Raw genomic sequence first — 24459 nt, 5'->3', positions numbered from 1 at the left:
GGATTCCTGTGACAAGCACAGGAATGAGGGAAGGAGGGGTTGCGCCAAGCTAAACCCGCAACTGCGCCCTCACACCGCCAGCATCCGCGCACGCTCATCCTGCGTGATCCCATAATCCTTGCAGGGCAAGCCATCCGAGACCTCGTCGCTCAGGAACTTCATCCCGAGCTTCTCCGCCACCTTGATCGAAGCATCGTTGCCGGCGAAGATATTCGCGACGATCCGCGGCAGGTTCAGCGTGTCGAAGCCGTGGTCGAGTACCGGGCGGGCGGCCTCCGTTGCATAGCCCTGGCCCCAGGCGTGACGGTTCAGCCGCCAGCCGATTTCGATATCCGGGCCGATCGTGTCGTAGGGGATCAGCATGATCCAGCCGAGAAACTGCTTCGGCGCCGTCTTGGAAAAGATCGACCAGTAGCCGAGGCCTTCGCCAAAATCGCTTTCCATGCGGTTGATGACGAAGCGGCGATGCGCTTCCGGATCGGCCCAGGGGCCGGGGATGTAGCGTGTCACCTCGGGGTCGCGGTCCATCGCCATACAGTCATCGAGATCAGCCAGCGTGCGCGGGCGCAAGATGAGACGATCGGTGACGAATATCTGCTGCAAACTCCGTTTCCCCCGTTGCATGCGGTTTCGTTCTGAAACGCAATCATAGCGGCGGGAGTTGCAAACGATAGTCTCAGTTTTCGTCTTTTGGCTTCACAATCCACGTGAAGACCGCGCCGCCGGCCAGCAGCACGCAGGTTCCAAGGAATACCGAGGACATGCCGATATGGCCGCCGACGAAGCCGCCGAGCACGGGACCGGCGACCTGGCCGACATATTGCGACGAGACCGAGAGACCGAGAATGCTGCCTGCCGCGCTGTCGGGAACGCTATGGCGAATGACGGCGGAAATACACGGAAGCAAGCCGCCGAGCGCGATCCCCATCAGGAAGCGCAGGATGATCAGCTGCCAGGAGCTGGTGACGAACGCCTGCGGGATCAGCAGCACCGCGGCGACGGCGAGTGCCCCGGCGATAACCGGCCAGTGGCCGATCCGGTCGGCGAGCTTGCCGAGCCGCGAGGCCGACAGGATGCTGCCGAGCGCCGCCGCCGACATGACGACGCCTGATATCATCGTCACCTGCGACTGGTCCTTGGCGAGCTGCGCCACATAGACGGTGATGATCGGCTCGATCGACATATTGGCGAGCATCAGCAGCATGCCGGTCAACAGCATGGCGATCACCGGCCCCTTGTCGGGGATGGAGCTCCAGCCGCCGCTCGCCTTCGCCGCCTGCTTGCGGGAAGGGGATTTCTCTTCCTTGATCAGGAAGGCCGTCGCCAGGAAGGCGAGGAAGATGATGCCGCCGGCCGCCAGAAACGTGCCGCGAATGCCGATGATCGGCGGCAGAACCCCGCCGATCAGGGGGCCGACGAGATTGCCGGCCATGATGCCCGAGGAGAGCATGCCGAGCGCCCAGGCCGAACGGTCCTTCGGCGTCTGCGTCGCGACCAGCACCATCGATCCCGAGGAATAACCACCCGCCAGGCCGACGAAGAGGCGCAGCGCCACCAGCTGCCAGACATCGCCCGCCATGCCCATCAGCGAGATGGCGATCGTCATGCCGAGGCTGGCGCGCACCAGCATCAGCTTGCGGCCGTAGATATCGCCAAGCCTGCCCCAGAGCGGTGCCACGAAGGCGGCAGCAAAGAAGGTTGCGCCATAGGCGATGCCCGACCACTGCACGATAGCGGCGTGATCGCTGACGCCGAGCTCCTCGACATAGAGCGGCAGGAAGGGAAGCAGCAGCGTCATCGCCACGATCGTGGTGAAGGAGCCGATCAGCGAGATCGTCAGGTTGCGCTTCCAGTAGAGGGACCCGGCCGCGGCATTTGCTGCGTCCATCGGGGTGTCGGTCATATCAGGGGCTCGTGCATTGCAATCTTGGGGGAGGGCCAGGTTACGCCCGGCTTTGCGCCCTGCCAAGGACGGTTCGGCCCGGAACCGTCGGCTGGTTTGCCCTAAATGCCAATTTTTGCTATAGACCAATTGCGAAATGCAATCAGATAAAGGAGGTTGCAATGAGCAGCAGCAACGAGCACGAAGCCATCATCCGTGGCCTGTTCGCCGCCTATGTCCAGGGCCGCAAGGATCTGGTGCGGCCGATGCTGGCGGATGACTTCACCTTTTCGAGCCCGCGTGACGACCATATCGGCCGTGATGCCTATTTCGAGCGCTGCTGGCCCGAGAAGCCGCCGTTCAGTGCCATCGAGATCGAATATCTCTCGGTAGACGGTGATGAGGCGGCCGTCCGCTACCGCGCCGTCAAGCATGACGGCACCGCCTTCCGCAACATGGAAAGCTTTCGCTTCAGGCGCGGCAAGGTCGCTTCGGTGGACGTCTATTTCGGCCGGGAAGCCTAGCGCTCGATGACGATCTCAGGGGCTGATCGCGTCGCTGGCCCGTGATGGACGGCCTCGATATTGTTGCCGTCAGGGTCGAGCAGGAAGCAGGCATAGTAGCCGGCATGATAATGCCGCTCGCCCGGCGCGCCGTGCTCCCGCCCGCCATGCGCCAGTCCCGCCTCGTAGAAGCGCTGGACCGCGTCCTGATCCGCCGCCTGGAAGGCGAGGTGCAGGTGGCTGACATAGCTCTCGGCGGCATCGACATAGAGTTCGTCCGAGGAAAAGAAATTCTCGCCCTCATGCGTGAAGCGCCGTCCGAGCGCGCTGAGGACCGCCTGGTAGAACACCCGGCTCTTTTCCAGATCCCGCACTCTCAGATGCACATGATCGATCAATCGTCCCTGGTGATACTGCATCGTTTTGCCCTCCCTAGAACAAGCGGATCGCCGACGTCGCAATGATGATGATCGAGACGGCGATCATCAAGGGCTTTACCGGCAGCCGCTTGACGAGCAGCGCGCCGAAGGGGGCGGCGATCACGCCGCCGATGATCAGCCCGATCGCCGAATCCAGCTCCGACCAGCCGAGCGTCAGCACGAAAGTCAGCGAGATCACCAGCGTCACGGCAAATTCGGTCAGATTGGTCGAGCCGATCACCTTCTTCGGATCATGGCCGCGCCCGACCAGCGTGCTTGTCACGATCGGCCCCCATCCGCCACCGCCGATCGCATCGAGCACGCCGCCGCAAAGCCCGACCGGCGGCACCGCCCAGTCATGCACATCGCGCGGCCAGCGCGGCCGGAAGGCCTTGTAGAGAATGATGAGGCCGATGGCGATCAGATAGGCGGAGACGAAGGGCTCGATCACCTTGCCGTCGACATTGGCGAGAATATAGGCGCCGACCGCGCCCCCGATCATCCCTGCCGGCGCCAGCCGCACCACGAGCTTCCAGTCGACATTGCGCTGATAGGCATGAGACGCGCCGGAGGCAGCGGTGGTGAACATCTCCGCCACATGCGTCATGGCACTGGCGTTTGCCGCCGGCACGCCCAGCGCCAGAAGGCTCGTCGTCGACAGCACCCCGAAAGCCATGCCGAGCGCCCCATCGACGATCTGCGCACAGAAGCCCACCAGCACGAAAAACAGGAAATCGAGCGTCATGAAATTTCCCCGAAACCGACGTTCGGGAAACAACACGCGGGGGCTGAGAAAAGTTCCGGATGAACCCGGATCGTGCCCCTTCATCCCCCGCGCTGTTCCTTAACGGGAAAAACACGTGGGTTTAACCATGTTGCTTAGGCTTTGATTCATCCTCCCGGAGCAGTTTGCGCGCCAGGGTGGCTGGGAACCAACCCCGAAGGATCGAAGCTCATGACCTATGCACTCGTGCTCTTCTCGGCCGTAACGGCAATCGTTGTCTCCATCTCGGCGATGGGCAGCGCACCTGCGCCCAACAGCAACTGGCCGCAAATCCATCCGGAAAAGACCTCCAGGCTGGTGCAGACGCATCAGCAGTGAACTGCCTTATTTCAGATGAACGTCAGGTTCATCACCGGTTCAGCGCGATCGGCAGAAGCTCCATCCTGGCTGGAAATTTTGGAGATTCGCAATGAAGATCATCACGCTGGCAGCAGCGCTCGTTATCGGAGGCCTCTCGGCGATATCCGCTGAAGCGATGCCGGTTGCGCCGCTTACTGCAAACACGACTGTCACGTCCGACGTGACCAAGGTCGACTATGCCTGCGGCCGCGGCTGGCACATGACCCGCTGGGGCGAATGCCGCCGCAACGAGTATCGCCGTTACGCACCGCCGGTCCGTTACTGGCACCGTCCTCCGCCGCCGCGCTGGGGCTGGGGTGGCGGCTGGGAACGCCCGCGCCCCTATTACCGCGAACGCGGCTGGGGCGGCTACGATCGCTACTGAGCCGAACGGCTTGAAAAGGAAACCGGGGCATTCGCCCCGGTTTTTGTTTGCGCTCAGGAGGCGATCGCCTTCGAGGGCTTCTGCCCGAAATACTGGCTCTCCGGGCGATCGAGCCCCAGATGTCCCCGTAGCGTCGATGCCTCGTAGGACCGGCGGAAGAGGCCGCGGCCCTGCAGGATCGGCAGCACTTCGGAGACGAAGAGCTCGAATTGCGAAGGCAGGATCGGCGGCATGACGTTGAATCCGTCGGCGGCACCGGAGCGGAACCAGTCCTCGATGATACCGGCGATCTGTTCCGGTGATCCCGAAGTGGCGAAATGCCCGCGCGCGCCGGCGAGGCTGTGGAGCAGCGCGCGCAGCGTCGGCCGCTCGCGCGCCACCAGCGCCAGGATCGTTTCGGCGCGGCTGCGGGCAGCCTGAACCGTTGCGGGATCCGGGAAGTCGTCGATCGAAAGCACGGCATCGAGATCGAGATGCGAGAAGTCGTAGCCGCCGAAGCGGTTGGAAAGCCGCGCCAAGCCGACGCTTGGCTCGGAGAGCTCGTTGAGTTCGCGTTCGGTGCGCTTGGCTTCCTCCTCGGTGGAGCCGATCGTCGGGCTGATGCCGGGCAGGATTACCAGCTGGTCGCTGCTGCGGCCGAGCGTCAGGGCCTGCGTCTTCAGATCCTTGTAGAATTCGATTGCCGCCGCCTTTTCGAGATGGGCGGTGAACACCGCTTCGGCATGGGCTGCGGCAAACTGGCGGCCGGTCTGCGAGGACCCTGCCTGCACGAAGACCGGCCGCCCCTGCGGACCGCGCGAGATGTTGAGCGGTCCGCGAACGGTATGCCACTTGCCGCGGTAATCGATCGGGGTAATCCGGGACGAATCGGCGAAGCGGCCGCCCTCGCGGTCGTCGAGCACCGCGTCATCGGCCCAGCTGTCCCAGAGTTTGCCGACGACATCGACGAATTCGAAGGCGCGCTCGTAGCGCTCGGCATGTTCGATACCGCGGTCATAGCCGAAATTCGGCCCGGCGCCGCCGACCCAGCTGGTGACGATGTTCCAGCCGACGCGGCCATTGCTGATGTGATCGAGCGAGGCAAACTGGCGGGCGAGATTATAGGGCTGGGTGTAGGTGGTTGAAGCCGTGGCGATCAAGCCGATCTTTTCGGTGGCGCGGGCGAGCGCTGCGAGCGTGGTGATCGGCTCCAGCTTGCCTGCGGCGCTGAATTCCACGCCTTCGCCGATCGCCAGTGTATCGGCAAAGAACACTGCGTCGAAGAGCGCGGCCTCCGCCCGGCGGGCGAGATCCTCGTAATAGCGGATATCGGTCAGCGCCAGTTCGGAGGAGGAGGGATGGCGCCAGGCGGTTTCGTGATGGCCGCGGCCGTTGATGAAGAGGTTGAGGTGCAGTTGGCGGCTCATGATCTGTCTCCGGATTGGCGGGGGTGGTCCTTTTGGGATGAGACGCCGAGTGCCGATAAAAGCTCGGCGCGCAGCTGTTCGAAGCGGGCGTCGGACTGGCGCCGGGGGTGGGAGAGATCGACGCGGCGCTCGTGGCTGATCCGGCCGTCTTCCATGACGAGCACGCGGTCGGCGAGAAGCAAGGCCTCGTCGACATCGTGGGTGACGAGCAGCACGGTCGGCTTGTGCGCGCGAACGAGCGATTGCAGCAGTTCCTGCATCTTAATGCGGGTCAGCGCGTCGAGCGCCCCGAAGGGTTCGTCGGCGAGCAGTAGCTTCGGTTCGCGTACGAGAGAACGGGCAAGCGCCACGCGCTGCGCCTCGCCGCCGGACAGGGTATTCGGCCAGGCCGTCTCGCGCTCGGAAAGGCCGACGTCGGCAAGAGCCCTGCGGGAGCGTTCGCGCAGTTCGGCGGCCGGCAGGTGAAGTCCAAGCTCGACATTGCGGATAACAGTCTGCCAGGGCAGCAGCCGCGAATCCTGGAAGAGCACCGAGGAACTCTCGGGAACCGAAAGCGCCCCTTCTTTTTCCGCATCGTCGTCGAGATCGGCAAAAGCGCGCAGCAGCGTGCTCTTGCCGGAACCGCTGCGGCCGATGAGGGCGACGAACTCGCCTTCGCCGATCGCGATCGACAGGTTGTCGAGAATGGTACGGCCGGAGAATTTGCGCGTCAGCCCGCGGGCTTCGACGGCAACCGGCCGCGCCTCGAAATCGAGATGTTTCGGAGCGAGGTTCATGAGCCGATCACCTTCCGATAGGAGAGCGCCTTGCGCTCCCAGAGCCGCACCAGCCCATCCGAGGCGAGGCCGAGCGCGGCGTAGATGATGAGGCCGACGACGATAATATCGGTCTGGCCATAGTCGCGGGCGCGGTTCATCAGATAGCCGATGCCCTGCGTCGTGTTGATCTGCTCCAGCACGACGAGCGAGGTCCAGCAGGTGGTGACGGCGAGCCTGAGCCCCGTGAAGAAGCCGGGCAGGGCACCCGGCAACGCGACGCGGCGGACGAATTCGGCGCGGCTGAGCCCGACAGTGCGGGCAAGCTCGACGAGCTTGAGGTCGATGCCGCGCAGCGCCGCATGGGTGTTGATGTAGATGGGGATCAGCACCGAGAGCGAGATCACCGCGACCTTCATCGCCTCGCCGATGCCGAGCCAGAGGATAGCCAACGGGATCAGCGCCAGGGTCGGCACGGCGCGCTTGATCTGCACCAGCCCGTCGATCGAGGCCTCGCCGAAGCGTGTGAGGCCGGAGACGAGCGCCAGGACGACGCCGATCGCCACCCCGATCGCCAGCCCCGCATAGGCACGCTCGGCCGATGCCAGGAGATGCGGCCCGAGCGTGCCGTCGGCAAAGAGCCGCCAGCCGGTTGTCACCGCCGTCGAGGGCGCCGCCAGCTGACGGGGCGAGAGCAGCCCGGTCAGCGAGGCGATCTCCCAGATGACGAGAAGAGCGATCGGGCCGAGCAGCATGCCGCGCGAGCTTAGCCGCTTCGGTGTCAGCTTCGGCTTTGCCCGGCCTGCAATGGCTGCCGGGCGGCTTACGCTACCGTCACCGCGATGGACCGCCCCCCAACGGTCGGCGAAGGCTTGCTGGTCGATCTGCGAGTGTGCGGCCATGGAAAGCCTCCCTGTTTCAGGTTTCGTCAGTTCGTGCGGTTTGCGGCGGCGATCACTTCGTCGAAGCGCAGGTCGAATTCCTTGGAAGCGTCGAGCTTTTCGGGAAGGTCGCCGGCGGCATAGATCAGGTCGGCGAGTTCCTGCTGGCGCGAGACGATCGAGGAGAGCAGCGGGAAGCTGTCATCGCCCTCGGCCTTGGTGATCGCGTCGCCTTCCGCCTTCGAGAGCTTCTGCGCCTTGACGTAATAGGCATCCACCCAGGCGTCCGGCTGCTCCTTCGACCAGCGGTTGGCGGTGATCCAGTGCGCCACGAAATCACGGATGGCGGCGGCCTTTGCCGGGTCGTCGAGCGCGGCGCGGCTGGCATAGAGATAGCTCAACGCCCGCGGGAAACGCGCATGCTCTTCGGGCGACAGCACGCTGCCATCCTTGAAATCGGCGAGATAGCGGGAGACATGCGGCTCGATCAGCGGCCCGGCGTCCACCTGGCCGGTGCGGATCGCATCCGGAAAATCTGGAACACGCAGCGGCACGAGTTCCACATCGTCGCGCTTCAGGCCGGCGAGCTTCAACGCGAACAGCACGAAGGGCTGGCGGCCGGAACCCTCGGCATAGGCAATCTTCTTGCCCTTGAGGTCTTCGAGCTTGTTGATCGTCAGGCCGGGACGCACGGTCAGGATATAATCGGCGCTGGTCTGGGCGATCGCCGCGACGATCGGGATGTCCTCGCCGGCTGCCTGCGCCTGGATCGGTGCACCGTTGCCAACGGTGGCGAGATCGACCGCACCGGCGCGGAAGGCTTCGAGAATCTGTGGTCCGCCAGCAAAATTCGCATAGGTCGTGTCGGCGGCGAGCTTCGCGTGCTCGCCGGAAGCGCGCATCATCGTCTGCAGCTTCTCGTTCTGGTCTGCGACGATGAGTTTTGTTCCTGCCGGAACGTCCTTGGGGAGGGCGGCGTCATCGGCAAGCGATGCGCCGTGAAGGCTGAAGAAGCTGGTGGCGGCGAGCGCGAGGGCGGCAGTGTGCAGAAGCGCCCGTCTGCGGATGTCGATTTTCATGCGGAAGTCCTCCGGGTTTGCGCGACTGACAAAAAGCCTAGCGCGCGGTCCGGAGATCGCGAGATAAATACTACTAAATTTATAGAGAATAACGAAATCTAATTTACGGTGAAGCCAGTTCCAGCCGCAAAGCCTATCCGGCTCACTTCGTCTTCATCGCCGCCGCGGTCACCTTCGCCGGTCCCGTCACCAGCGCGAATTCTTTCATTTCTTCGGGCTTCAGGTAGTAGAGCCGGTCGGGCGGCGTCTCCATCGCGTGGATCCAGAGGCCAGGCTTGATGCCCATCTCGTCGAGATGGCGGGTGACGTCGGCGGTGGTGCGCTGCGCATCCGACATGGCGCGCTCCGGCGAGAGCTTCTCCTTCGAGCCGTTGAAGACCTGATGGACGCCGATGACGGCGCCGTTCTCGGCGTTGCGGGTGATGCCGCCGGCGAGCACGATCGGGCAGGAGGAGGCGCAGAGCGCGCCTTTGACGACCTTTGTGCCGATCTTTTTCTCACGGATCAGCTTCGATATGGCGAGCGCATCGCCGACGGCGCCGCCCGGCGAATCCAGCGACACCGTCTTTACGTATTCGCCGCGCGCCTCGATCTCCTTCTGAAAACGTCCGGCCGCGCCATAATCGATCGCGCCGCGCGCCAGCAGGATGCCGCCGGGCTGGAGCTCGAAGGTGATCGGCTGTTTCAGCAGCTCGACGCTGGTGGTGATTTCGGACGGCGCGTTGTCGGGCTCGCCATCGGTCAATACGGGCGGCAGGACCGGCATGCTGTCGGGGGCCGCCGGATCGAAGACTGGCAGCTCGGCATTGGCGGTCATCAGGTTGCGGAAGTCGATCACCAGAAATGCGACCGCGGCGGCGATCAGCGCATGCAGCACGAGCCGCGGCAGCGTCGAATCGTCGATCGAAAGCAGCTTGCGTTTCAGCTGGTCTCCCGCCGCCTCGATCTTCATGCCTGCGGTCCCTTGCGCGGCGGCTTGCCCGGCAGGTCGAGGTTGGTGACGTTGGAAGGCTCCGTCTCATGCGCATCGGCGGCATGCGCTTCGGACGCCGCTTCCGCGTGACCCTCCGCCTTCGCTTCTGCCCGGGCAACGACCGCCTCGATATCGATGCCGCGCGCCTGCAATGCACGCTGCACCTCGATGGCTTCCAAGAGTTCGGCGGCGGTAATCCGCTCGGCAAACGGCATCTTCTGCTCCTGCCGTCGCAGCGCGCCATGCGCCACCGACAGCATCAGCACGAGCACGCCGGGCAAGAGGTCGATCGAGATCGCACCCGCCCAGCTGGGGATGAAGTCGGACGCATAGCGCAGCACGGCTTCTGCCGAGGACAGCGGCACGAAGCGCCGCTCGCCCACAGGTTCGCGCGCAAGAATCTGGTCGGCCGCCTGCGAAAGCACCTTGGATTGTGCCGCAACCGAGGAGCGGATCGTCTCCATCACCTGATCCTGGCGATTGGCGAGCTCCGCCTCGCGGCCATCGGCGACCGGGGCGATGAAGCCGAGCGACAGGTCTTCGGCGGCGCGTTTGACCGAAGGGGCGATCGAGGTCTGTTCCAGCGAGGTGATGACGCCGGTGAGTGCAACGACCTCGGCCGCGAACTGGTCGGCGCGCTGATCGATGGCGCCTGGCGCTGAAACCAGCGTCCGCATCGTTTCCAGATGCTTGCGGCCATCGTCGAAGAGGGTGGTGACGCGCTCGCGCGAGGCATTGATGTTGTTCTGCAATTCGGTGAGCTGCGAGGCCATCTGCGAGAGCAGCTGCACGACGCTGCCGGCACCGGTCGTGCCGGTCAGCGCTCCGGTTTCGCGCTCCTGATCGGCGAGACGCTGGAAGCGTTCCTGCGTGCGCTGGATATCCGGCAGCAGGCTCTGCGCCGCGAGTGCATTCTGGTGTGCGCGGTCGAGGTCGCCGGTATAGTCTTCCAGCGTTTCGGCAAGGTGCTGTTCGAGGGCCGCCGAACCTGCAAGCGCCGCCGCATTCAGCCAGCTTGCCATGGCGATGATCATCGCGCAGCCGAGCGCCATGATGCCGAGCAGCGCGGTGCGTGCCGCAACTGTCGTCACATGCGGATAGAAGCGGGCGAGATAGGTCCAGAAGGCATAGATCGCCACCGAGACGGCGGCTGAATAGATCAGCGCCGCGAAGAAGGTGGAGGTCGGCGAGCCGTCGAGCAGACTGCGCACGCCCAGATAGGTATAGACGCCGGATGCGAGCGCGAGGACCGCGAGCGCAAAGCGGGTCATCGTTTCGACGGCTTCGATGCCGTCATGCAGGCGGTGAGATGCGCCAAGCGCCATGGTTTTCCTCCGGTCGGTATCCTCTTAAGAAACCCTTAAAATCCCGGCGAAAACAAGGCCTTCAAAATGAGCGTAGCGCCTTACTCCGCAGGCGGTACGCGCATCGGCTCGCCGGACATTTCCCGTTCGCCCGCAAAACCATCGGCAGCGGAGCGCAGCGACTTCTCGGAAATATCGATCAGCGGCGAGTAGGTGGCCGCAGGCATGCGCAGCTCTTCCGCTTCTTCCATGACCGGCGCTGAAGGCCTGTCGCCGCGGGCGACTTCCAGCTGGCCGTTGAGGATGGCGCGTTCGGCGCGCAGCTGCCGGATCTCCGACTTGGCGATCTCCAGGCTGTTTCTGAGCTGGCCGATCTCGTGGCGGTCGCTGTCCATGCGGGTGTCGAGGTCGCGCTTCATTGCATCGGCCTCGCGGTCGCGGCGGGTTCGCAGCGTTTCGGCTTCGCGCAGCTTCGCGGTCAGCTCGTTGTTATAGGCGGAGAGTTCGCGGCGGGCCGTCTCGTTCTCGGTGCCGGTCACGCGGGTGCGGCGCAGCTCGTCCTCGACGCGCTCGGCGCGCGAAATGGTTGCCGCCAGCTCCGATTTCAGCCGCTTCATCTCGCCGCGCGCCGACTGCAGCTCCTCGTCGGTCATCTTGTTGCGGCCGTTGGCCGTGATCAGCAGCTTTTCGACAAGCTCTGCCTTAGAGCCGACAGCGTCGCTCTTCGTCGTCAGATGGGCGATCTCAAGCGCCGAGGAGGTGGTGATCGTGTGCAGCTCGACCTCGGCGCGCTTGTGGCGCTCCTCGACCAGCGACAGTTCCTGTTTCAGCTTGGCGATCGCCGTCTGCAGGTTGGAAACCAGGCCTTCCTGCTCCATCAGGCCGGCCTTCAGGTGGCCGCGCTCTTCCGTCAGCCGGGCGATGTCGCGTGCCTGCGAGGCGCTTTCGCGCCGCGATGTTTCGGTCAGAAGCTGCAGCGCGGTGGTCTCGCTGTCCAGCTTGTCGCGGGTGGCGGAAAGTTCGCGGCTGCGGCTGTCCAGATCCTGCTGGGCGCGCTTCAACAGCGTCGAGGCCTCGTCATACTGCATGGCGCGGGCGGCAAGCTCGCGCTCCGCGTCGATCAGCCGGCTTTCGATGATCGAGAATTCCTCGCAGGTCACGCCATGGACGTTCTGCAGCTTGGTCAGCTCGTCGCGCACCGCCTCGATCTCGACGCGGTACTGGCCGTTGGCGGTGCGGATGTCCTTGTTTTCAGAGGCGAGCCGGGCATTGTCCGCATCGGCCTTGCGCCGCGCGCTGCTTTCGTAATCGAGCAGCGAGCTGATACGCGCGCATTCGGCCTGCAGCCTGCCGGTATCGTTGAGGGACTGGTCATGGGCGCCGATCAGCGCCGAGACGCGATCCTGCAAGGCCGAAAGGCCGGCGACGAGTTCCTTGGAATTGCGCTGGTTTTCTTCGAGCACCGAGCCGAAAGCCTGGAAGTCATCGATCTCCGGCATCTGGTAGGGTTGCGGGGCTGCCGGCTGCGGCGCTATCGGCTGCTCGGTGATGGAGACCGGCCGGTAGGCCTGGCCAGTGCTGCGAATATCCGTCTTGCCCGGCTCTTCGCCCCGGCGGAAAAAACTCATGACCATCACGCGCCCCAGAAAATGAATGTCAAAAAGCAGTCTGAAACTATCAATTCACGCTAATTAAGTTGATCCTATCAAAGGTTGCTCTAACGATCTTTGCCCGGATAACTTGTATGCGCATCTAGGCCGCGAAAACCGGCGCCTGTCAAAGCATCGTTCCATGAAATCAACAGTTTTTTAAGATTCGTTACCGGCGCTGCCAGTCTTCATTCGTCGGGCAGCAGGTCGAGCTCGTCGGTCTTCAGTTCGGTGCCGATCTCGGCCGCCTTCGACTGCTTGTCGTAGACGCAGATATGGGTGACGAAGCCATTGCCGCCCTTCGGCTTGCCCGTTACCAGCGCCAGCCCGTAATGCTCGCTGCCGAACGGATCGACGACGGCTCTTGCAAATTCGAGCGAGGGTGTCGCCGCCTCCTTGCATTTCGCCGCCACGTCATCGGCAAAATCCTTCCAGGCGTCGTCCGAGGAGGCGGAGGCGCTGCCGGCCGCAAAAGTCAGGAGGAGGGCGGGGAGAAAGCGGATTTTATTCCTCTGCATCATGGCCTCGTTCAGTTCGCTGTTGCGGATCCTGCCGGTTTTGCATCGGCATCATCGGTGATTTGGGGGCAGAAAGCCAAGCCCGCAATCAAGGCAATTTTTCCTCTGACGCTCCGTTTTTTGATCGTTCCGCCGTTGCCACGCCCTGCTTCGGCTCCTATGTTCCGCCTCACCTGCCGATCACGCAACCCATTGCCAAGAGGAGACTTACAATGGCTTTCGAATTGCCCGCACTCCCGTACGACTACGAAGCGCTTTCGCCCTTCATGTCGAAGGAAACGCTGGAGTTCCATCACGACAAGCACCACAAGGCTTACGTCGACAACGGCAACAAGCTGGCTGCTGAAGCAGGCATGGCCGACCTTTCGCTCGAGGAAGTCGTCAAGAAGTCCTTCGGCACCAATGCCGGCCTCTTCAACAATGCTGCCCAGCACTACAACCATGTCCACTTCTGGAAGTGGATGAAGAAGGGCGGCGGCGGCAACAAGCTGCCGGGCAAGCTGGAAACGGCCTTCAACTCCGACCTCGGCGGCTACGACAAGTTCAAGGCTGATTTCGCCAATGCCGGCGCAACGCAGTTCGGCTCCGGCTGGGCCTGGGTTTCCGTCAAGAACGGCAAGCTCGAAATCTCCAAGACCCCGAACGGCGAAAACCCGCTCGTCCACGGCGCCACCCCGATCCTCGGTGTCGACGTATGGGAACACTCCTATTACATCGACTACCGCAACGCCCGCCCGAAGTACCTCGAAGCCTTCGTCGACAGCCTGATCAACTGGGACTACGTCCTGGAGCGCTACGAAGAAGCCACGAAGTAATCGGTTCGGACAGAACGGATTTCATGACACCCGGTGCGAAAGCGCCGGGTGTTTTTGTTTGTGGCTAGCAGGGCATGCGTGACGAGATGTTTTTGCGCTTCCGCTTGCAATTTTCTGCGGATAGGCTGCTATCTAGGGCTCAACAGGAGGAGCAGATTATGGCCAAGGGTCAGGTTCGCAGCAACAAGGAGACGCGCAAGCCGAAGAAGGACAAGGCCGCACCAAAGGCCGCTCCGACGCTCGGTTCGCAGGTCAAATCCAGCGAGAGCGACGTCAAGAAGAAGTAATTTGGCAGAAGGCATTGCCAGTCGCATTACTGCCGTCGGTGACGGCGGTAAATGGTCGCGTGCGCAAAGTTGTGTTTTCGTCGAGCATCGCGATCACAGCGGAAAAATACAGTATTTCAACAGTAGCAGGCAGCAAACGGCAGCGGTATCGAGCGCAAGCTGTCGACGATTCGTTCTGAATATGGCGCGGCGCGGACGCCGGGCATGGGTCCGGATACGCCCCAAGTCTGCCGGGCGCGGACCTTTTTTGGCACTTTGCGGACGTATTCGTCCTGCCAGTGCGTCATTTTGAAACTGATCCAGTTCTTCATCATGTTCTTACAAGGGCGTCTCTGCCGCAGGTTGCATGCGTGCTAGCGCGGAAATTGCGCTAATACAGCAACCCTTTGTATAGTTTTTTCAAAAATGCAACCTGATTGACATTTTTGGGACCGTTTGCTCGAACCTTGCATATTCCGCCGCCATAGGGGCGGAAGTTAGCGGATGCACACTTTATTTCATTCGTAAGTAATTGATAAAGCAGGGTGAGCTTTAAGATGATGATGAAGAACAACCGCCGGCCGAGCGCCGGTATCGCCGGCCGTCGCCTGTTGGAGACCTCGGCATTGACGCTGGTTCTGTCAGCCGGATTGATGGTGGCCGGTGCGGCACGCGCAGATAGCAGCAGCGATAAATTTCAGCCGATCGGTAAGGACGGCTTTTCCGTCAACAGCACCGGTATCAGCGGCAACGGAAAGGTCGTCATCGGCACCGCCTCTTCCGGTCAAGACTCGCTGGGCTTCTATTGGAAGGCTCCTGACGACTGGAATTTTCTGGATGCTCCGGACCTCGTCGAGCGGTCGATTGGGAGCTCGTCCACCGGAGCCAATGCGGTCAATGACGACGGCTCTGTGGTCGTCGGCTACTCCGACAACGGCTCTACCGTACGCGCCGTTCGCTGGACAAACGGCGTGGCCGAGGATCTGGGCAGACTCGCGGGTTCCTACGCATCCTACGCCACCGGCGTCAGCGGCGACGGCGCGATCGTGGTTGGCTATGGAAATTTCGTAGACGACCCCGACACAAGTGCAACTTCGACTGTCACGACGACACAGGCATTTCGCTGGAAGGGCTCGATGCAGGCCCTCGACGGGTTGGAGGCCGATAGCTCTTCTGAGGCCACTGGCATCAGCCGCAATGGCAAGGTCATCGTCGGTTTTTCCACCGACGCTGACAATTATAAACAGGCGGTCCGCTGGACGGACGAAGGGCAGGACATTGATAGTCTCGGCGTACTCGCCGACCAGTCCTATTCGCTCGCAAATGCGGCAAACGATGACGGTTCCGTTATTGTGGGGAAATCGGGAACCGATGGTGTCGACCGGGCCTTCCGCTGGGAAGACGGGAAAATGCATAGCATCGACACGCTGGACAGCATCACTTCCGATGCCAAGGCTGTCAGCGGCGATGGCTCGGTCGTCGTCGGTCAAGTGCAGCTGGGCGAATCACACGGTTTCCGCTGGACCGAGAGCGACGGCATGCAGACGGTCGAGGATTGGCTGATCGAACAGGGTGTCGATGTCGCGGCCAATGCTACAGTGAACGCCACCGGCATATCGAGTGACGGCAACGCCATCGTCGGTGACGGTCCAAACGGCTCGATGTACATTGCGCGGGGCGGCTCCGGCATTATCGACGTCGAGAAGTACAACACGACGCTTGCTGCCAAGCCCTCCGCGCAGGTGGGCCTCGGCTATGCCAACACCGTCCTGCAGGGCGCCCACGGTGAGCCGATGCGCGACCTGCTCGGCCTCGGCCAGCGCTCCGTCGCCTTCACCGCCGACATCGGCTATGACGACAGCCGCGTTTCCAACGGCGGTGTCGGCATCGGCGACGTGACCTTCGGCTACGGTATTGCCGAAGGCGTAACCGCTCGCTTTGCCGGCGGTGGTCTTTACACCAAGCAGGACATCGAAACCGGCGGCGACTTCCATCAGGCGGCATTCTACATGGCGCCGGAAGCCACAATCGCACTCGGAAGCAGCAATGTGTATGCGACGATCGGCGGCTACTATTCGACCGGCCGAATGAACATCGATCGCGGCTATCTGAACGGTAGCTCGATGGATTATTCGCATGGCGAGACCGATGTTCAGACGTACGGCGCCAAGATCCGCTTCGATTGGCTGAATGCCGCGACCATCGCCGACACCAAGCTGACGCCTTATGCCAGCCTGACCTACGCGCACTCGCACATGGACGGTTACACGGAAGAGGGCGGTTCCTTCCCCTCGGCCTTCGATTCCGTCAACGACCACTCGACGGTGGCGCGTATCGGCATCGACTACATCCATGATCTGACGCAGACGGTTCGCCTCACGGCGCGTACCGAAGTCGATTATCGCTTCGAGAAGCATACCGCGGGCACGAGCGGCGAGATTGTCGGCCTTTCGGCCTTCGAATTCGCCGGCGAAGACGTCAAGCAGCTCTGGCTGCGCGGCGCCATCGGCACCGAATTCGACGTTGCCGGCGGCACCGCCTCGCTCGGCGTCAATGTCACGACGGAAGGCGATGATCCGAACGTGTGGCTGCGCTCTGGCTGGAACGTCAAGTTCTGATTGTCACCAGTCTGGCGAGTATCCAGACTGCAAGATCAAAGGACCCGCCGGTTATGCCGGCGGGTCTTTTTCGTCTGAGCCTTACCCTTCCGCCGCCGCCCGCAGATAGGCTGCAGCCAGCAGTCGCGCTTCGTCGCGGAACCGCTCCAAAACCTCGGGACCCGCCACCAGGCCGGCGAAGCTGCCGCGCGAGAGGCCGGCGAGGGCTGAGAGGAGGGTGAAGGATGCACGGGCGGGGTCGCGGAACGAGGCGTCGGCCGCGTTTGCGAGTGCGCGCGTCACTGCCGCTTCCAGCCTTTTGAAGATGTCGGTCGAGAGGCGGAACTGGTCGATGGCGCCGGCAACGCGGTAGAGCGCGGTCGTTGCTTCAGGGCGGGCGGTCTTCACCGAGACATAGGCGTCGGCGATCGCGTGGGCGATGGTGCTGAGCGGTTGCCGGTCGCTGGGCGAGCAGATCTTCCGGGCGGTCGGCACGATCAAGGATGCCATGCCCGTCATGACGACGCCGCCTGATATCATTGACCGGCCGGATGCCGCGGAGCTGAAGGTCGGGCGCGGCGAAATCCGTATCGAGAATGTGAGCTTCGCCTACAAATCGGGACCTTCAGTGATCGATGGGCTCTCGCTGACGGTTCGGCCCGGGGAGAAGCTTGGTCTCGTCGGTCTGTCGGGTGCCGGCAAGACGACGCTCGCAAATCTGCTGTTGCGCTTCTACGATATCCCCGATGGCCGCATCCTGATCGACGGTCAGGATATCCGCGCGGTGACGCAGATGAGTCTGCGCCGCAATATCGGCGTCATCGCCCAAGATGTCGCGCTGCTGCACCGCTCGGTCGGCGACAATATCCGCTATGGCCGCCCGGAGGCAGAGCAGGCCGAGATCGAGGAAGCGGCGCGTATGGCCAAGGCCGATGCCTTTATCGCCGACCTTGCCGATAGCGACGGCCGCAAGGGCTACGAGGCCTTTGTCGGCGACCGCGGCATCAGGCTGTCCGGGGGACAGCGCCAGCGCGTCGCGATCGCCCGCGTGCTCCTGAAGAATGCACCGATCCTTGTGCTCGACGAGGCGACCTCGGCACTCGACAGCGAATCCGAGGCGGCGATCCAGGAGCGGTTCAATCTGGTGATGCAGGGCAAGACGGTGATCGCCATTGCCCACCGCCTCTCGACCATTGCCAGCATGGACCGGATCGTGGTGCTCGATCAGGGCCGGATCATCGAGGAGGGCGCGCCCGTTGAACTCGCCGAACGCGACGGTCTCTTCGCCCGTCTCTGGCGCCGCCAGACCGGCGGTTTCATTCCGGAGGACCTGGATTGAGAGGTGCCGCTGGACCATTTTTGGGCAGATGGCGCGAAACCGGCATCGCGATGCGAAACATCCTGATTTCCATTAACTGAGCTGCGCTATGGCTTGTTGCCCCCCAACTCCCATAGAGGACACCATACTATGAAATTCTTGCTTGCAGGCGCCGTCATCGCCGCGCTGCTGCCCGGTATCGCTCAGGCCAAGACGCTGCAATTCCCGGGCGACGCGCCGATCGCCGAAATCGCCATTCCCGACAGCTGGAACCCTGAGGAAACCGATACCGGCATCCAGGCGACCTCTGAAGATTCCGCCATCTATCTGTCGATCGATGTTGCCGACGAGAAGACCACCGACAAGGTCATCGACGACGCCATCGCCTTCCTCCAGAAGAATGGCGTGAAGATCGACGGCTCGACGCAGAAGAAGTCTGACGAGCAGATCAACGGCATGGACATGACCAATTTCGACTGGACCGGCAAGGACGACGACGGCGACGTCAATGTCGGCCTCTCGCTGCTCTCGCCGAAGGCCGGCAAACTGCTGGTCATCACCTATTGGGGCTCGCAGGGCACGCAGGAAGCCCACGGCGCCGAGCTGCAGGGCATCATTTCCTCGCTCAAGGCTGCCGAATAAGCGGAACGGGCGGGTGCTTCGGGTATGAGGCATCCGCCCGCTTCGCGGGCCCGGCTTAGAGCAGCCTGGTGGGCGAACGCTGCGACAAATACAAACTACATTTTGTAGAGCGCAAAATCGGCACAGCGGCCCAGAGTATCGCGCATGAAGATCACTGCGTTGTCCACGAGCGGATCGTGGTCGCGAATGATATTTCTCTCCCGCGCCCACCCGCACATGGAGAGAATTGGCGGGAAAGTCGGCCGGCCAAAATGCACCTTAAGATGATATCTGATCAGGGTGCGTATCTCCGCCTCAACAAGAAACAGGGCAAATGGACCATCTCTACCCTGCGGCCTTAGGCCAGGCTCGGGCAAGGGGTTATCCGGCGAGAGATCCAAGAGCAGGTAGCGAGCCGGTGTTGTTGGACTTAGCGTGAGTTCCCGAGAGTCGTTCTCTCCCGGATGAACTTTCATGCCGCAGCTCAGGTTGTGAAAGTCCTGTAACGTAACATCGTGCTGCGTTTTAACTAGCACTGTATCCGGTAGGTCAGCTGGTAACTGTAGCCTCGGCAGTGCATTGATATTCGCCTGATAGGCGTTCTCTGCTCTCTCCGTTGCGATTCCGGCCTGATGCCATAGAAAATACGGGATGCCAGCATAGAAAGAAAAGAGCACCGCGATGGCCAGTGGGTGCCACGCCCGCACGCAGTACGCTATTGTTGGAATGAGTATGCAGAAGAGCACTGTCGGCAAATAAGCAAATAATCCGACGATCAGCAGGAATGTGACCACAAAGGCAACGAAAATCAGCCCGCTCATCGCTTGTTCACACCCGTCGTTAGTCACGCCTTCTGGCTAGAACTGTGCAACGTGAATTAAAACAAAGTCCCATTATCTTGGGTTGCAATTTAGCGAATTTCGATTTCCATCGGATCGATAGGATCAACTCCGCGTTTAAGCCACAGCCTGGAACGGCATTGCCTTGATCTCCGTCACATCGCGCTTCGGCGGCGTGCCGAAGGTGCGGGAATATTCGCGGCTGAACTGTGAGGCGCTTTCATAGCCCACCTGATAGGCGGCGCTTGCGACGCTCGCGCCATCGGCCACCATCAGGCGGCGTGCCTCCAGCAGCCGCAAATTCTTCTGATATTGCAGCGGCGTCATCGCCGTCATGTCCTTGAAATGCTGGTGGAAGGAGGAGGGGCTCATGCGGGCTGCCGCCGCCAGCTGCTCGATGCGCATGGGTGCGGTGAAATTGTCGCGCAGCAGGTTGATCGCGTCGGTCATCCGCCTTGTATGGCTGCCAGGCAGCGCCAGCTTGCAGACTTCGCGGCCGTTCGGCCCGGTCAGCAGCCAGTAGCAGATCTCGCGCATGATCGCGGGATAGAGAACCGGGATCGCCTTCGGCGTCTCTGTCAGCTTCACCAGCCGCAGCACGCAATCGGCCAGCACCCCGTCGAAATCCTGCACGAAGACGCCGGCCGCGCCTTCGCCTGCCGGGCGCGGCGGTTCTTCCATCGCCTCCATCACCTCACGCAGGATCGCCACATCGAAATCGATGTTGAGGCCTATATAGGGTGCCTCCTTGCTGGCCTCGGTGATCTGGCCGAGAGCCGGCACCTCGAAGGTGACGACGAGCGACTGCATCTCGCGATAGCCGAACACCCGGTCACCGACCATGATCTGCTTGGCGCCCTGCACGACGATGCAGATCGTCGGCCGGTAGATCATGTGGCGGGGCATGACCGGCTGGCTGACGCGCGAGACGGAGAGGGCCTTCACGGGCGTCTCGAAGCGCCCTTCGGCATCGCCAGCGAGCCTGTCGATATAGTCGAGGATGGCGTGTCTCAATGGTGTCAGCATGGCCTGGAACTCCTTGCCTCAAGCTATGCGCCGCTGCGCGCCATCCCGCAAGGAGGCTGGAGGAATAGGCAAGAAATTCGAGAGTTCCGGCATCAACAAAAGACGGCCGCGGGCCTACCGTCTAGGCATCCACTCCAACAAGGGAATGCCAGGATGTCCAGCGAAAACCAAGTAAATTCAAAGCATAAGATCGCAATCGTCACCGGCGGCAGCCGCGGCATCGGCCGCAACACGGTCGAGGCGCTGGCAAGCCGCGGCGTCGACGTGATCTTCACCTACCGCGCAAATCAAGCAGAAGCCGAAGCCGCCGCCGCTGCCGTCGAGGCGCATGGCGCAAAGGCCGTTGCCATCCAGCTCGATACCGGTCGTATCGCCGATTTCGACGCCTTCGTCGGCAAGGTGAAAGAGGCGCTGCGGGCGCTTAACGCCGATCGCTTCGACTACCTCGTCAACAATGCCGGCAACAGCTATCACGCGCCGATATCAGAGACCACGGAAGAGGCCTTCGACGAGCTCGTCAACGTCCACTTCAAGGGCGTCTATTTCTTGACGCAGAAGCTGCTGCCGCTGATCAACGACGGCGGCCGCATCATTAATATCTCCAGCGGCCTTGCCCGCTTCACCGTTCCCGGCATCTCTGCCTATGCCTCGGTGAAAGGCGCGATCGAAGTCTTCACCCGCTATCTCGCCAAGGAGCTCGGCCCGCGCGGCATCACCGCCAATACGGTCGCCCCCGGCGCCGTCCAGACCGACTTCAGCGGTGGCATCGTGCGCGACAACCCCGTCTACAACAAGATGGTCTCCGACCAGACAGCGCTCGGCCGCCCGGGTCTCGCCGAAGATCTCGGCCCGATGATCGCCTCGCTGCTCTCGGCCGAAAACCGCTGGGTCAACGGCCAGCGCATCGAAGTCTCCGGCGGCGCCAATCTCTGAAAACGGAAGGCGCGCGGCAGCTCAGCCGCGCGCCGCCCACAAGAGGCCGCGGCGCAGGATCTCGCGCATATGCGGATGCTCGTATTCGGCCGCCACATGGCCGAGTGCGGAATAAAACACCCGGCCGCTGCCGAAATGGCGCTTGAAGACGACGGGCATCACGACATTGCGCGCCGCTTCGTCGTATTCGCCGGAAAAGGTCGTCGTTGCCAGCACGTCGACGGTCGGGTCGTAATGCAGGTAATATTGCTCCGATCGATAGTCGAAATCCGGAATGCCGGAGACGAGGGGATCGCTCTGCCTGGTGATATTGACGCGGAAATCGATGATGTTGCCGGGATGCGAGACCCAGGTAACGCCGGAGACATAGCGGAACGGCGCGCTTTCCTTGAAGGAGGTCGCCAGCGCCCCATGCGGACCGCCGAGCCCCAGCCCGCCGCGCACCGCCTCGACCAGCGCATCGGCATGCGCCTTCTCCAGCTTCTCGCCTGTAATGATGGGCACCAGCAGGTCGGCTCTGGCGATGTCGGGCGAACCGAAAATGCCGAGATCGCCGGTAACTTCGGTCGAAAAACCCTCCCGGCGCAGCATGTCGCCGACAATTGCGGCGCATTCCTCCGGCTCGTGGCCCTTCCATCCGCCCCAGACGACGATTGCCTTGCGCATTCCTCACTCCCATGCTGATTCCTCGGGGATAACCGCAACATAGGGCGAAGATTGCCTGATGTCAGGCCGGAGGATTGGCCCAGCCTCTCATCCAGTCGGCGCGCAGCCTGTCGCCATCGCCGCGGAAGAAGGCGTCGCCGGCCTCGCAATGGGCGATGCGGTCGCTGCGGAAATTGCGGATCGCCTGGCGCAGCTCGCACCAGCCGACCAGATTGGCATAGTGCGAATAGTAGATCAGCGCGATCGGCCGGATGACGCGTTCGGTGGCGCGGCCGAGTTCATCGCGATAGTCGAGCACCAGTTTCTGCTCGTCGCGGATCGCCCGGCGCGCCAGCCCGAGATCGAAGCTTGCGGGCGGCGGCGCCACCGTGCCCCAGGCGTAGAGCGCCTTGCTTTCCATCGCCTGGCGCAGCGGCGCCGGGACCGCGCCCGCGATCTTCTGGTTAACCCGCCGCGCCGCCTGTTTCAGCTCCTCGTCGCCGGTCCGCTCAAGCAGCGCCAGCGACAGCACGATCGCCTCGGTCTCCTCGATCGAGAACATCAGCGGCGGCAGGTCGAAGCCGGGCCGCATGATATAGCCGATGCCGCGCCCGCCCTCGATCGGCACGCGCATCGCCTGCAGCGCGGCGATATCGCGATAGATCGAGCGCACCGTCACTTCGAGACGCTCGGCCATCGCCTGCGCCGTCATTGGCTTCTTCGAAAGCCGGAGAATCTGGATGATCTCGAAAAGCCGCGATGCCTTGCGCATTTTGCCCGCCCGTTGAAACGCTCCTGACAATACACTGTCAGTTGCCCACGCGTATAGCACCTGCCTATCGGATTGAAATCACAGGCGGAGAACAGGAATGCGCCGCCTGACATCGAATAGGCAACTGACATGACCTACAGCGAAAACCTCTGGCTCTACTTCACCCTTCTCTTCGGCATCATCATCGTTCCCGGCATGGATATGCTCTTCGTTCTCGCCAATGCGCTGACCGGGGGCAGGGGCCGCGGCATGGCGGCGACAGCCGGCATCATGGCGGGCGGGGCGGTGCATTCGCTCTATGGCGCGATCGGCGTCGGCATTCTCGCCAGCCTGCTGCCCTCGCTCTTCGCGCCGCTGCTCTTCATCGGCGCCGCTTACATGGTCTGGATCGGCTTCACGCTGATCCGCTCTTCGATCCGGGTGGAAACCGTCGGCGACGGCGCCGTGCGCACCGACTGGCGCGCATTCCGCCAGGGCGCCATCACCTGCCTCATCAATCCCAAGGCCTATCTCTTCATGCTGGCGGTCTATCCGCAATTCTTGAAACCCGCCTATGGGCCGATCTGGATGCAGGGCGTCATCATGGGCGCCATGACGCTCGCCACCCAGTTCGCCATCTACGGCGCCGTCGCCTTCACGGCCGACCGCAGCCGCACGCTGCTGATCGCCAACCCCGCCGCGACGATCCTGATCGGCCGTGTCGCCGGTGCGCTGCTGATCTTGGTTGCGGTGCTGACGGCCTGGCATGGATGGCAAACGGAAGTGTCATTCTCGGCGGGCGGCAATTGAGCTATCATCTGATTCTGGCGCCGCCCGTGCCTCCCCCCTCCATCGGGAAAGTATCGATCATGCAGGGCATCTGACCATCGAACCCACTGTTCGGGCATGACGCATAAGGAGGGAATGCAGCATTTGCTCGCATCAGGAGGTTTTGATGAAACTGTCTGCACCTGTCTATCGCCTGAAACGCAAGGCAAGACTGCTTTCCCGTCAAGAGAAAATCCCGCTTCATGAAGCGCTTGACCGGATCGCCGCCGGTGAAGGCTTCGGCGGCTGGAGCCTGCTCTCCGCCAGGATGACCGAAGTCTTGCCCGGCAGCGCGCTTTTCGCGCGTCTTGACCCCGGTGATCTCGTGCTTCTTGGCGCGCGCCCCGGCCACGGAAAGACGCTGATGAGCCTGGAGCTCGCCGTCGAGGCGATGAAATCCGGCAATCGCAGCGCCTTCTTCACGCTCGAATATACCGGTCGGGACGTTCTCGATCGCTTCGCCGCGATCGGCGCGGATATCGAGCGCTTCCGGGACCTGTTCGAGTTCGATACGTCCGACGCGATCAGCGCCGATTATGTCGCCGCCCGCCTTGCATCCGCGCCGCGCGGCACGCTCGCCGTGATCGATTATCTGCAGGGCCTCGACCAGAAGCGCGACAATCCTGATCTGATGACCCAGGTCCGCGCCCTGAAAGCTTTCGCGCGTGAAAGGGGCATAGTCATCGTCTTCATCTCGCAGATCGACCGGTCCTATGATCCGGCACTGAAGCCTTGCCCGGATATCGGCGACGTCAGGCTGCCGAACCCGTTGGACCTCGGCCTGTTTGACAAGACCTGCTTCGTGAACAACGGGGCGATCGAGTTCCGGGCGGCATAGCGGAACCTTGCGCCTGTGGCCCCCTCATCCCCGCCGCAGCAAGTTGCGCCTGAAACTTTCGGGACACTTCTCCCCTCGGGGAGAAGGTGGCGTCAGCGGGATGAG

At 62.6% G+C, this 24459-nt stretch carries 27 protein-coding genes and 1 pseudogene; 11 read left to right on the top strand and 17 right to left on the bottom strand.

Features of this window, described 5'->3' with window-relative positions; translation table 11 throughout:
* Positions 1-69: 69 nt before the first annotated feature.
* Together ACODR6_RS02195 and ACODR6_RS02190 are read right to left on the bottom strand one after the other, a co-directional pair.
* Positions 70-603, bottom strand: a complete 534-nt coding sequence (locus ACODR6_RS02195; protein ID WP_246777600.1) for a GNAT family N-acetyltransferase — start codon at positions 601-603, stop codon at positions 70-72.
* Between the two features lie 73 nt (positions 604-676).
* Entirely contained in the window at positions 677-1903 is a 1227-nt protein-coding gene (locus ACODR6_RS02190) for an MFS transporter (RefSeq protein ID WP_489020436.1), read from the bottom strand.
* Between the two features lie 161 nt (positions 1904-2064).
* Here ACODR6_RS02190 and ACODR6_RS02185 point away from each other — a divergent pair, with 161 nt between their 5' ends.
* The gene (locus ACODR6_RS02185) at positions 2065-2406 is read left to right on the top strand and encodes a nuclear transport factor 2 family protein (RefSeq protein ID WP_489020434.1); all 342 of its coding nucleotides are present in this window, start codon (positions 2065-2067) and stop codon (positions 2404-2406) included.
* Here ACODR6_RS02185 and ACODR6_RS02180 read toward each other — a convergent pair.
* Both ACODR6_RS02180 and ACODR6_RS02175 read right to left on the bottom strand, forming a co-directional pair.
* Positions 2403-2804: a VOC family protein gene (locus ACODR6_RS02180; RefSeq protein WP_489020432.1), complete on the bottom strand. Its 402-nt coding sequence runs from the start codon at positions 2802-2804 to the stop codon at positions 2403-2405. The two genes, ACODR6_RS02185 and ACODR6_RS02180, sit on opposite strands and share 4 nt — an antisense overlap.
* A 13-nt stretch (positions 2805-2817) precedes the next feature.
* Positions 2818-3549 carry a sulfite exporter TauE/SafE family protein gene (locus ACODR6_RS02175; RefSeq protein ID WP_203430389.1) on the bottom strand — a complete coding sequence of 244 codons (732 nt, stop codon included), beginning with the start codon at positions 3547-3549 and terminating at the stop codon, positions 2818-2820.
* A 210-nt stretch (positions 3550-3759) separates the two neighbouring features.
* Here ACODR6_RS02175 and ACODR6_RS02170 point away from each other — a divergent pair, with 210 nt between their 5' ends.
* Both ACODR6_RS02170 and ACODR6_RS02165 read left to right on the top strand, forming a co-directional pair.
* On the top strand, positions 3760-3906 hold the full coding sequence (locus tag ACODR6_RS02170; RefSeq protein ID WP_162708655.1) for a hypothetical protein: 147 nt from the start codon (positions 3760-3762) through the stop codon (positions 3904-3906).
* 91 nt (positions 3907-3997) lie between these two features.
* A complete protein-coding gene (locus ACODR6_RS02165) occupies positions 3998-4312 on the top strand; it encodes a GCG_CRPN prefix-to-repeats domain-containing protein (protein WP_199625797.1) in 315 nt (104 codons plus the stop codon).
* 53 nt (positions 4313-4365) lie between these two features.
* Here ACODR6_RS02165 and ACODR6_RS02160 read toward each other — a convergent pair whose 3' ends face one another.
* The 8 genes from ACODR6_RS02160 to ACODR6_RS02125 all read right to left on the bottom strand — a co-directional run bounded on the left by ACODR6_RS02160 (position 4366) and on the right by ACODR6_RS02125 (position 12877).
* Positions 4366-5718, bottom strand: coding sequence for an LLM class flavin-dependent oxidoreductase (locus tag ACODR6_RS02160; RefSeq protein WP_489020429.1), 1353 nt, complete (start codon positions 5716-5718; stop codon positions 4366-4368).
* A complete protein-coding gene (locus ACODR6_RS02155; protein ID WP_489020427.1) occupies positions 5715-6494 on the bottom strand; it encodes an ABC transporter ATP-binding protein in 780 nt (259 codons plus the stop codon). The genes ACODR6_RS02160 and ACODR6_RS02155 overlap by 4 nt, the downstream gene beginning before the upstream one ends.
* Entirely contained in the window at positions 6491-7375 is an 885-nt protein-coding gene (locus tag ACODR6_RS02150) for an ABC transporter permease (protein ID WP_489020425.1), read from the bottom strand. Before ACODR6_RS02150 ends, ACODR6_RS02155 begins: the two co-directional genes overlap by 4 nt.
* Positions 7376-7401: 26 nt before the next feature.
* Positions 7402-8433: an ABC transporter substrate-binding protein gene (locus tag ACODR6_RS02145; protein ID WP_489020423.1), complete on the bottom strand. Its 1032-nt coding sequence runs from the start codon at positions 8431-8433 to the stop codon at positions 7402-7404.
* 142 nt (positions 8434-8575) lie between these two features.
* Positions 8576-9385, bottom strand: coding sequence for a COG3904 family protein (locus ACODR6_RS02140; RefSeq protein WP_489020421.1), 810 nt, complete (start codon positions 9383-9385; stop codon positions 8576-8578).
* A complete protein-coding gene (locus ACODR6_RS02135; protein WP_489020419.1) occupies positions 9382-10731 on the bottom strand; it encodes a hypothetical protein in 1350 nt (449 codons plus the stop codon). Before ACODR6_RS02135 ends, ACODR6_RS02140 begins: the two co-directional genes overlap by 4 nt.
* A gap of 80 nt (positions 10732-10811) precedes the next feature.
* Entirely contained in the window at positions 10812-12344 is a 1533-nt protein-coding gene (locus tag ACODR6_RS02130) for a hypothetical protein (protein ID WP_489020417.1), read from the bottom strand.
* A gap of 203 nt (positions 12345-12547) precedes the next feature.
* Positions 12548-12877 carry a hypothetical protein gene (locus ACODR6_RS02125; protein WP_112715136.1) on the bottom strand — a complete coding sequence of 110 codons (330 nt, stop codon included), beginning with the start codon at positions 12875-12877 and terminating at the stop codon, positions 12548-12550.
* 212 nt (positions 12878-13089) lie between these two features.
* On the opposite strand from ACODR6_RS02125, the gene ACODR6_RS02120 reads away from it, so the two are divergent.
* From ACODR6_RS02120 to ACODR6_RS02110, 3 genes are all read left to right on the top strand, one after another.
* Entirely contained in the window at positions 13090-13692 is a 603-nt protein-coding gene (locus ACODR6_RS02120; RefSeq protein ID WP_203430393.1) for a superoxide dismutase, read from the top strand.
* Between the two features lie 158 nt (positions 13693-13850).
* The gene (locus ACODR6_RS02115; protein WP_489020414.1) at positions 13851-13979 is read left to right on the top strand and encodes a hypothetical protein; all 129 of its coding nucleotides are present in this window, start codon (positions 13851-13853) and stop codon (positions 13977-13979) included.
* A 536-nt stretch (positions 13980-14515) separates the two neighbouring features.
* Positions 14516-16576, top strand: a complete 2061-nt coding sequence (locus ACODR6_RS02110; protein WP_489020412.1) for an autotransporter domain-containing protein — start codon at positions 14516-14518, stop codon at positions 16574-16576.
* Between the two features lie 81 nt (positions 16577-16657).
* Here the strand turns inward: ACODR6_RS02110 and ACODR6_RS02105 are convergent, their stop codons facing one another.
* Complete coding sequence (locus ACODR6_RS02105; RefSeq protein ID WP_489020410.1) at positions 16658-17065, bottom strand: hypothetical protein; 408 nt, start codon at positions 17063-17065, stop codon at positions 16658-16660.
* Between ACODR6_RS02105 and ACODR6_RS02100 the strand changes: the two are divergent.
* Both ACODR6_RS02100 and ACODR6_RS02095 read left to right on the top strand, forming a co-directional pair.
* Positions 17019-17894, top strand: a pseudogene (locus ACODR6_RS02100) (ABC transporter ATP-binding protein); the annotation flags it as partial. The gene ACODR6_RS02105 and the pseudogene ACODR6_RS02100 overlap by 47 nt on opposite strands.
* A gap of 129 nt (positions 17895-18023) precedes the next feature.
* Complete coding sequence (locus tag ACODR6_RS02095; protein ID WP_112715031.1) at positions 18024-18515, top strand: histidine kinase; 492 nt, start codon at positions 18024-18026, stop codon at positions 18513-18515.
* 95 nt (positions 18516-18610) lie between these two features.
* Here the strand turns inward: ACODR6_RS02095 and ACODR6_RS02090 are convergent, their stop codons facing one another.
* Positions 18611-19315: a hypothetical protein gene (locus ACODR6_RS02090; RefSeq protein WP_489020408.1), complete on the bottom strand. Its 705-nt coding sequence runs from the start codon at positions 19313-19315 to the stop codon at positions 18611-18613.
* 135 nt (positions 19316-19450) lie between these two features.
* Positions 19451-20359: an AraC family transcriptional regulator gene (locus tag ACODR6_RS02085; RefSeq protein ID WP_489020406.1), complete on the bottom strand. Its 909-nt coding sequence runs from the start codon at positions 20357-20359 to the stop codon at positions 19451-19453.
* A 153-nt stretch (positions 20360-20512) separates the two neighbouring features.
* Between ACODR6_RS02085 and ACODR6_RS02080 the strand changes: the two genes are divergently transcribed.
* The gene (locus tag ACODR6_RS02080) at positions 20513-21292 is read left to right on the top strand and encodes an SDR family NAD(P)-dependent oxidoreductase (protein ID WP_489020404.1); all 780 of its coding nucleotides are present in this window, start codon (positions 20513-20515) and stop codon (positions 21290-21292) included.
* 21 nt (positions 21293-21313) lie between these two features.
* On the opposite strand, the gene ACODR6_RS02075 is transcribed toward ACODR6_RS02080, so the two are convergent.
* Positions 21314-21958: a ThuA domain-containing protein gene (locus ACODR6_RS02075; protein ID WP_203430401.1), complete on the bottom strand. Its 645-nt coding sequence runs from the start codon at positions 21956-21958 to the stop codon at positions 21314-21316.
* Positions 21959-22019: 61 nt separating this feature from the next.
* Entirely contained in the window at positions 22020-22709 is a 690-nt protein-coding gene (locus ACODR6_RS02070; protein WP_489020402.1) for a helix-turn-helix transcriptional regulator, read from the bottom strand.
* Positions 22710-22838: 129 nt separating this feature from the next.
* On the opposite strand from ACODR6_RS02070, the gene ACODR6_RS02065 reads away from it, so the two are divergent.
* Together ACODR6_RS02065 and ACODR6_RS02060 are read left to right on the top strand one after the other, a co-directional pair.
* Positions 22839-23498 (top strand): LysE family translocator, encoded by a 660-nt coding sequence (locus ACODR6_RS02065; protein WP_489020400.1) that lies wholly within the window; start codon positions 22839-22841, stop codon positions 23496-23498.
* A 145-nt stretch (positions 23499-23643) separates the two neighbouring features.
* Entirely contained in the window at positions 23644-24354 is a 711-nt protein-coding gene (locus ACODR6_RS02060) for a DNA helicase (RefSeq protein ID WP_489020398.1), read from the top strand.
* The last annotated feature ends 105 nt before the right edge of the window (positions 24355-24459 follow it).

Source organism: Rhizobium sp. FG96 (assembly GCF_057808655.1).
The sequence above is the reverse complement of the archived record's forward strand: the minus strand, read 5'-3'. Positions and strand labels throughout refer to the sequence as shown.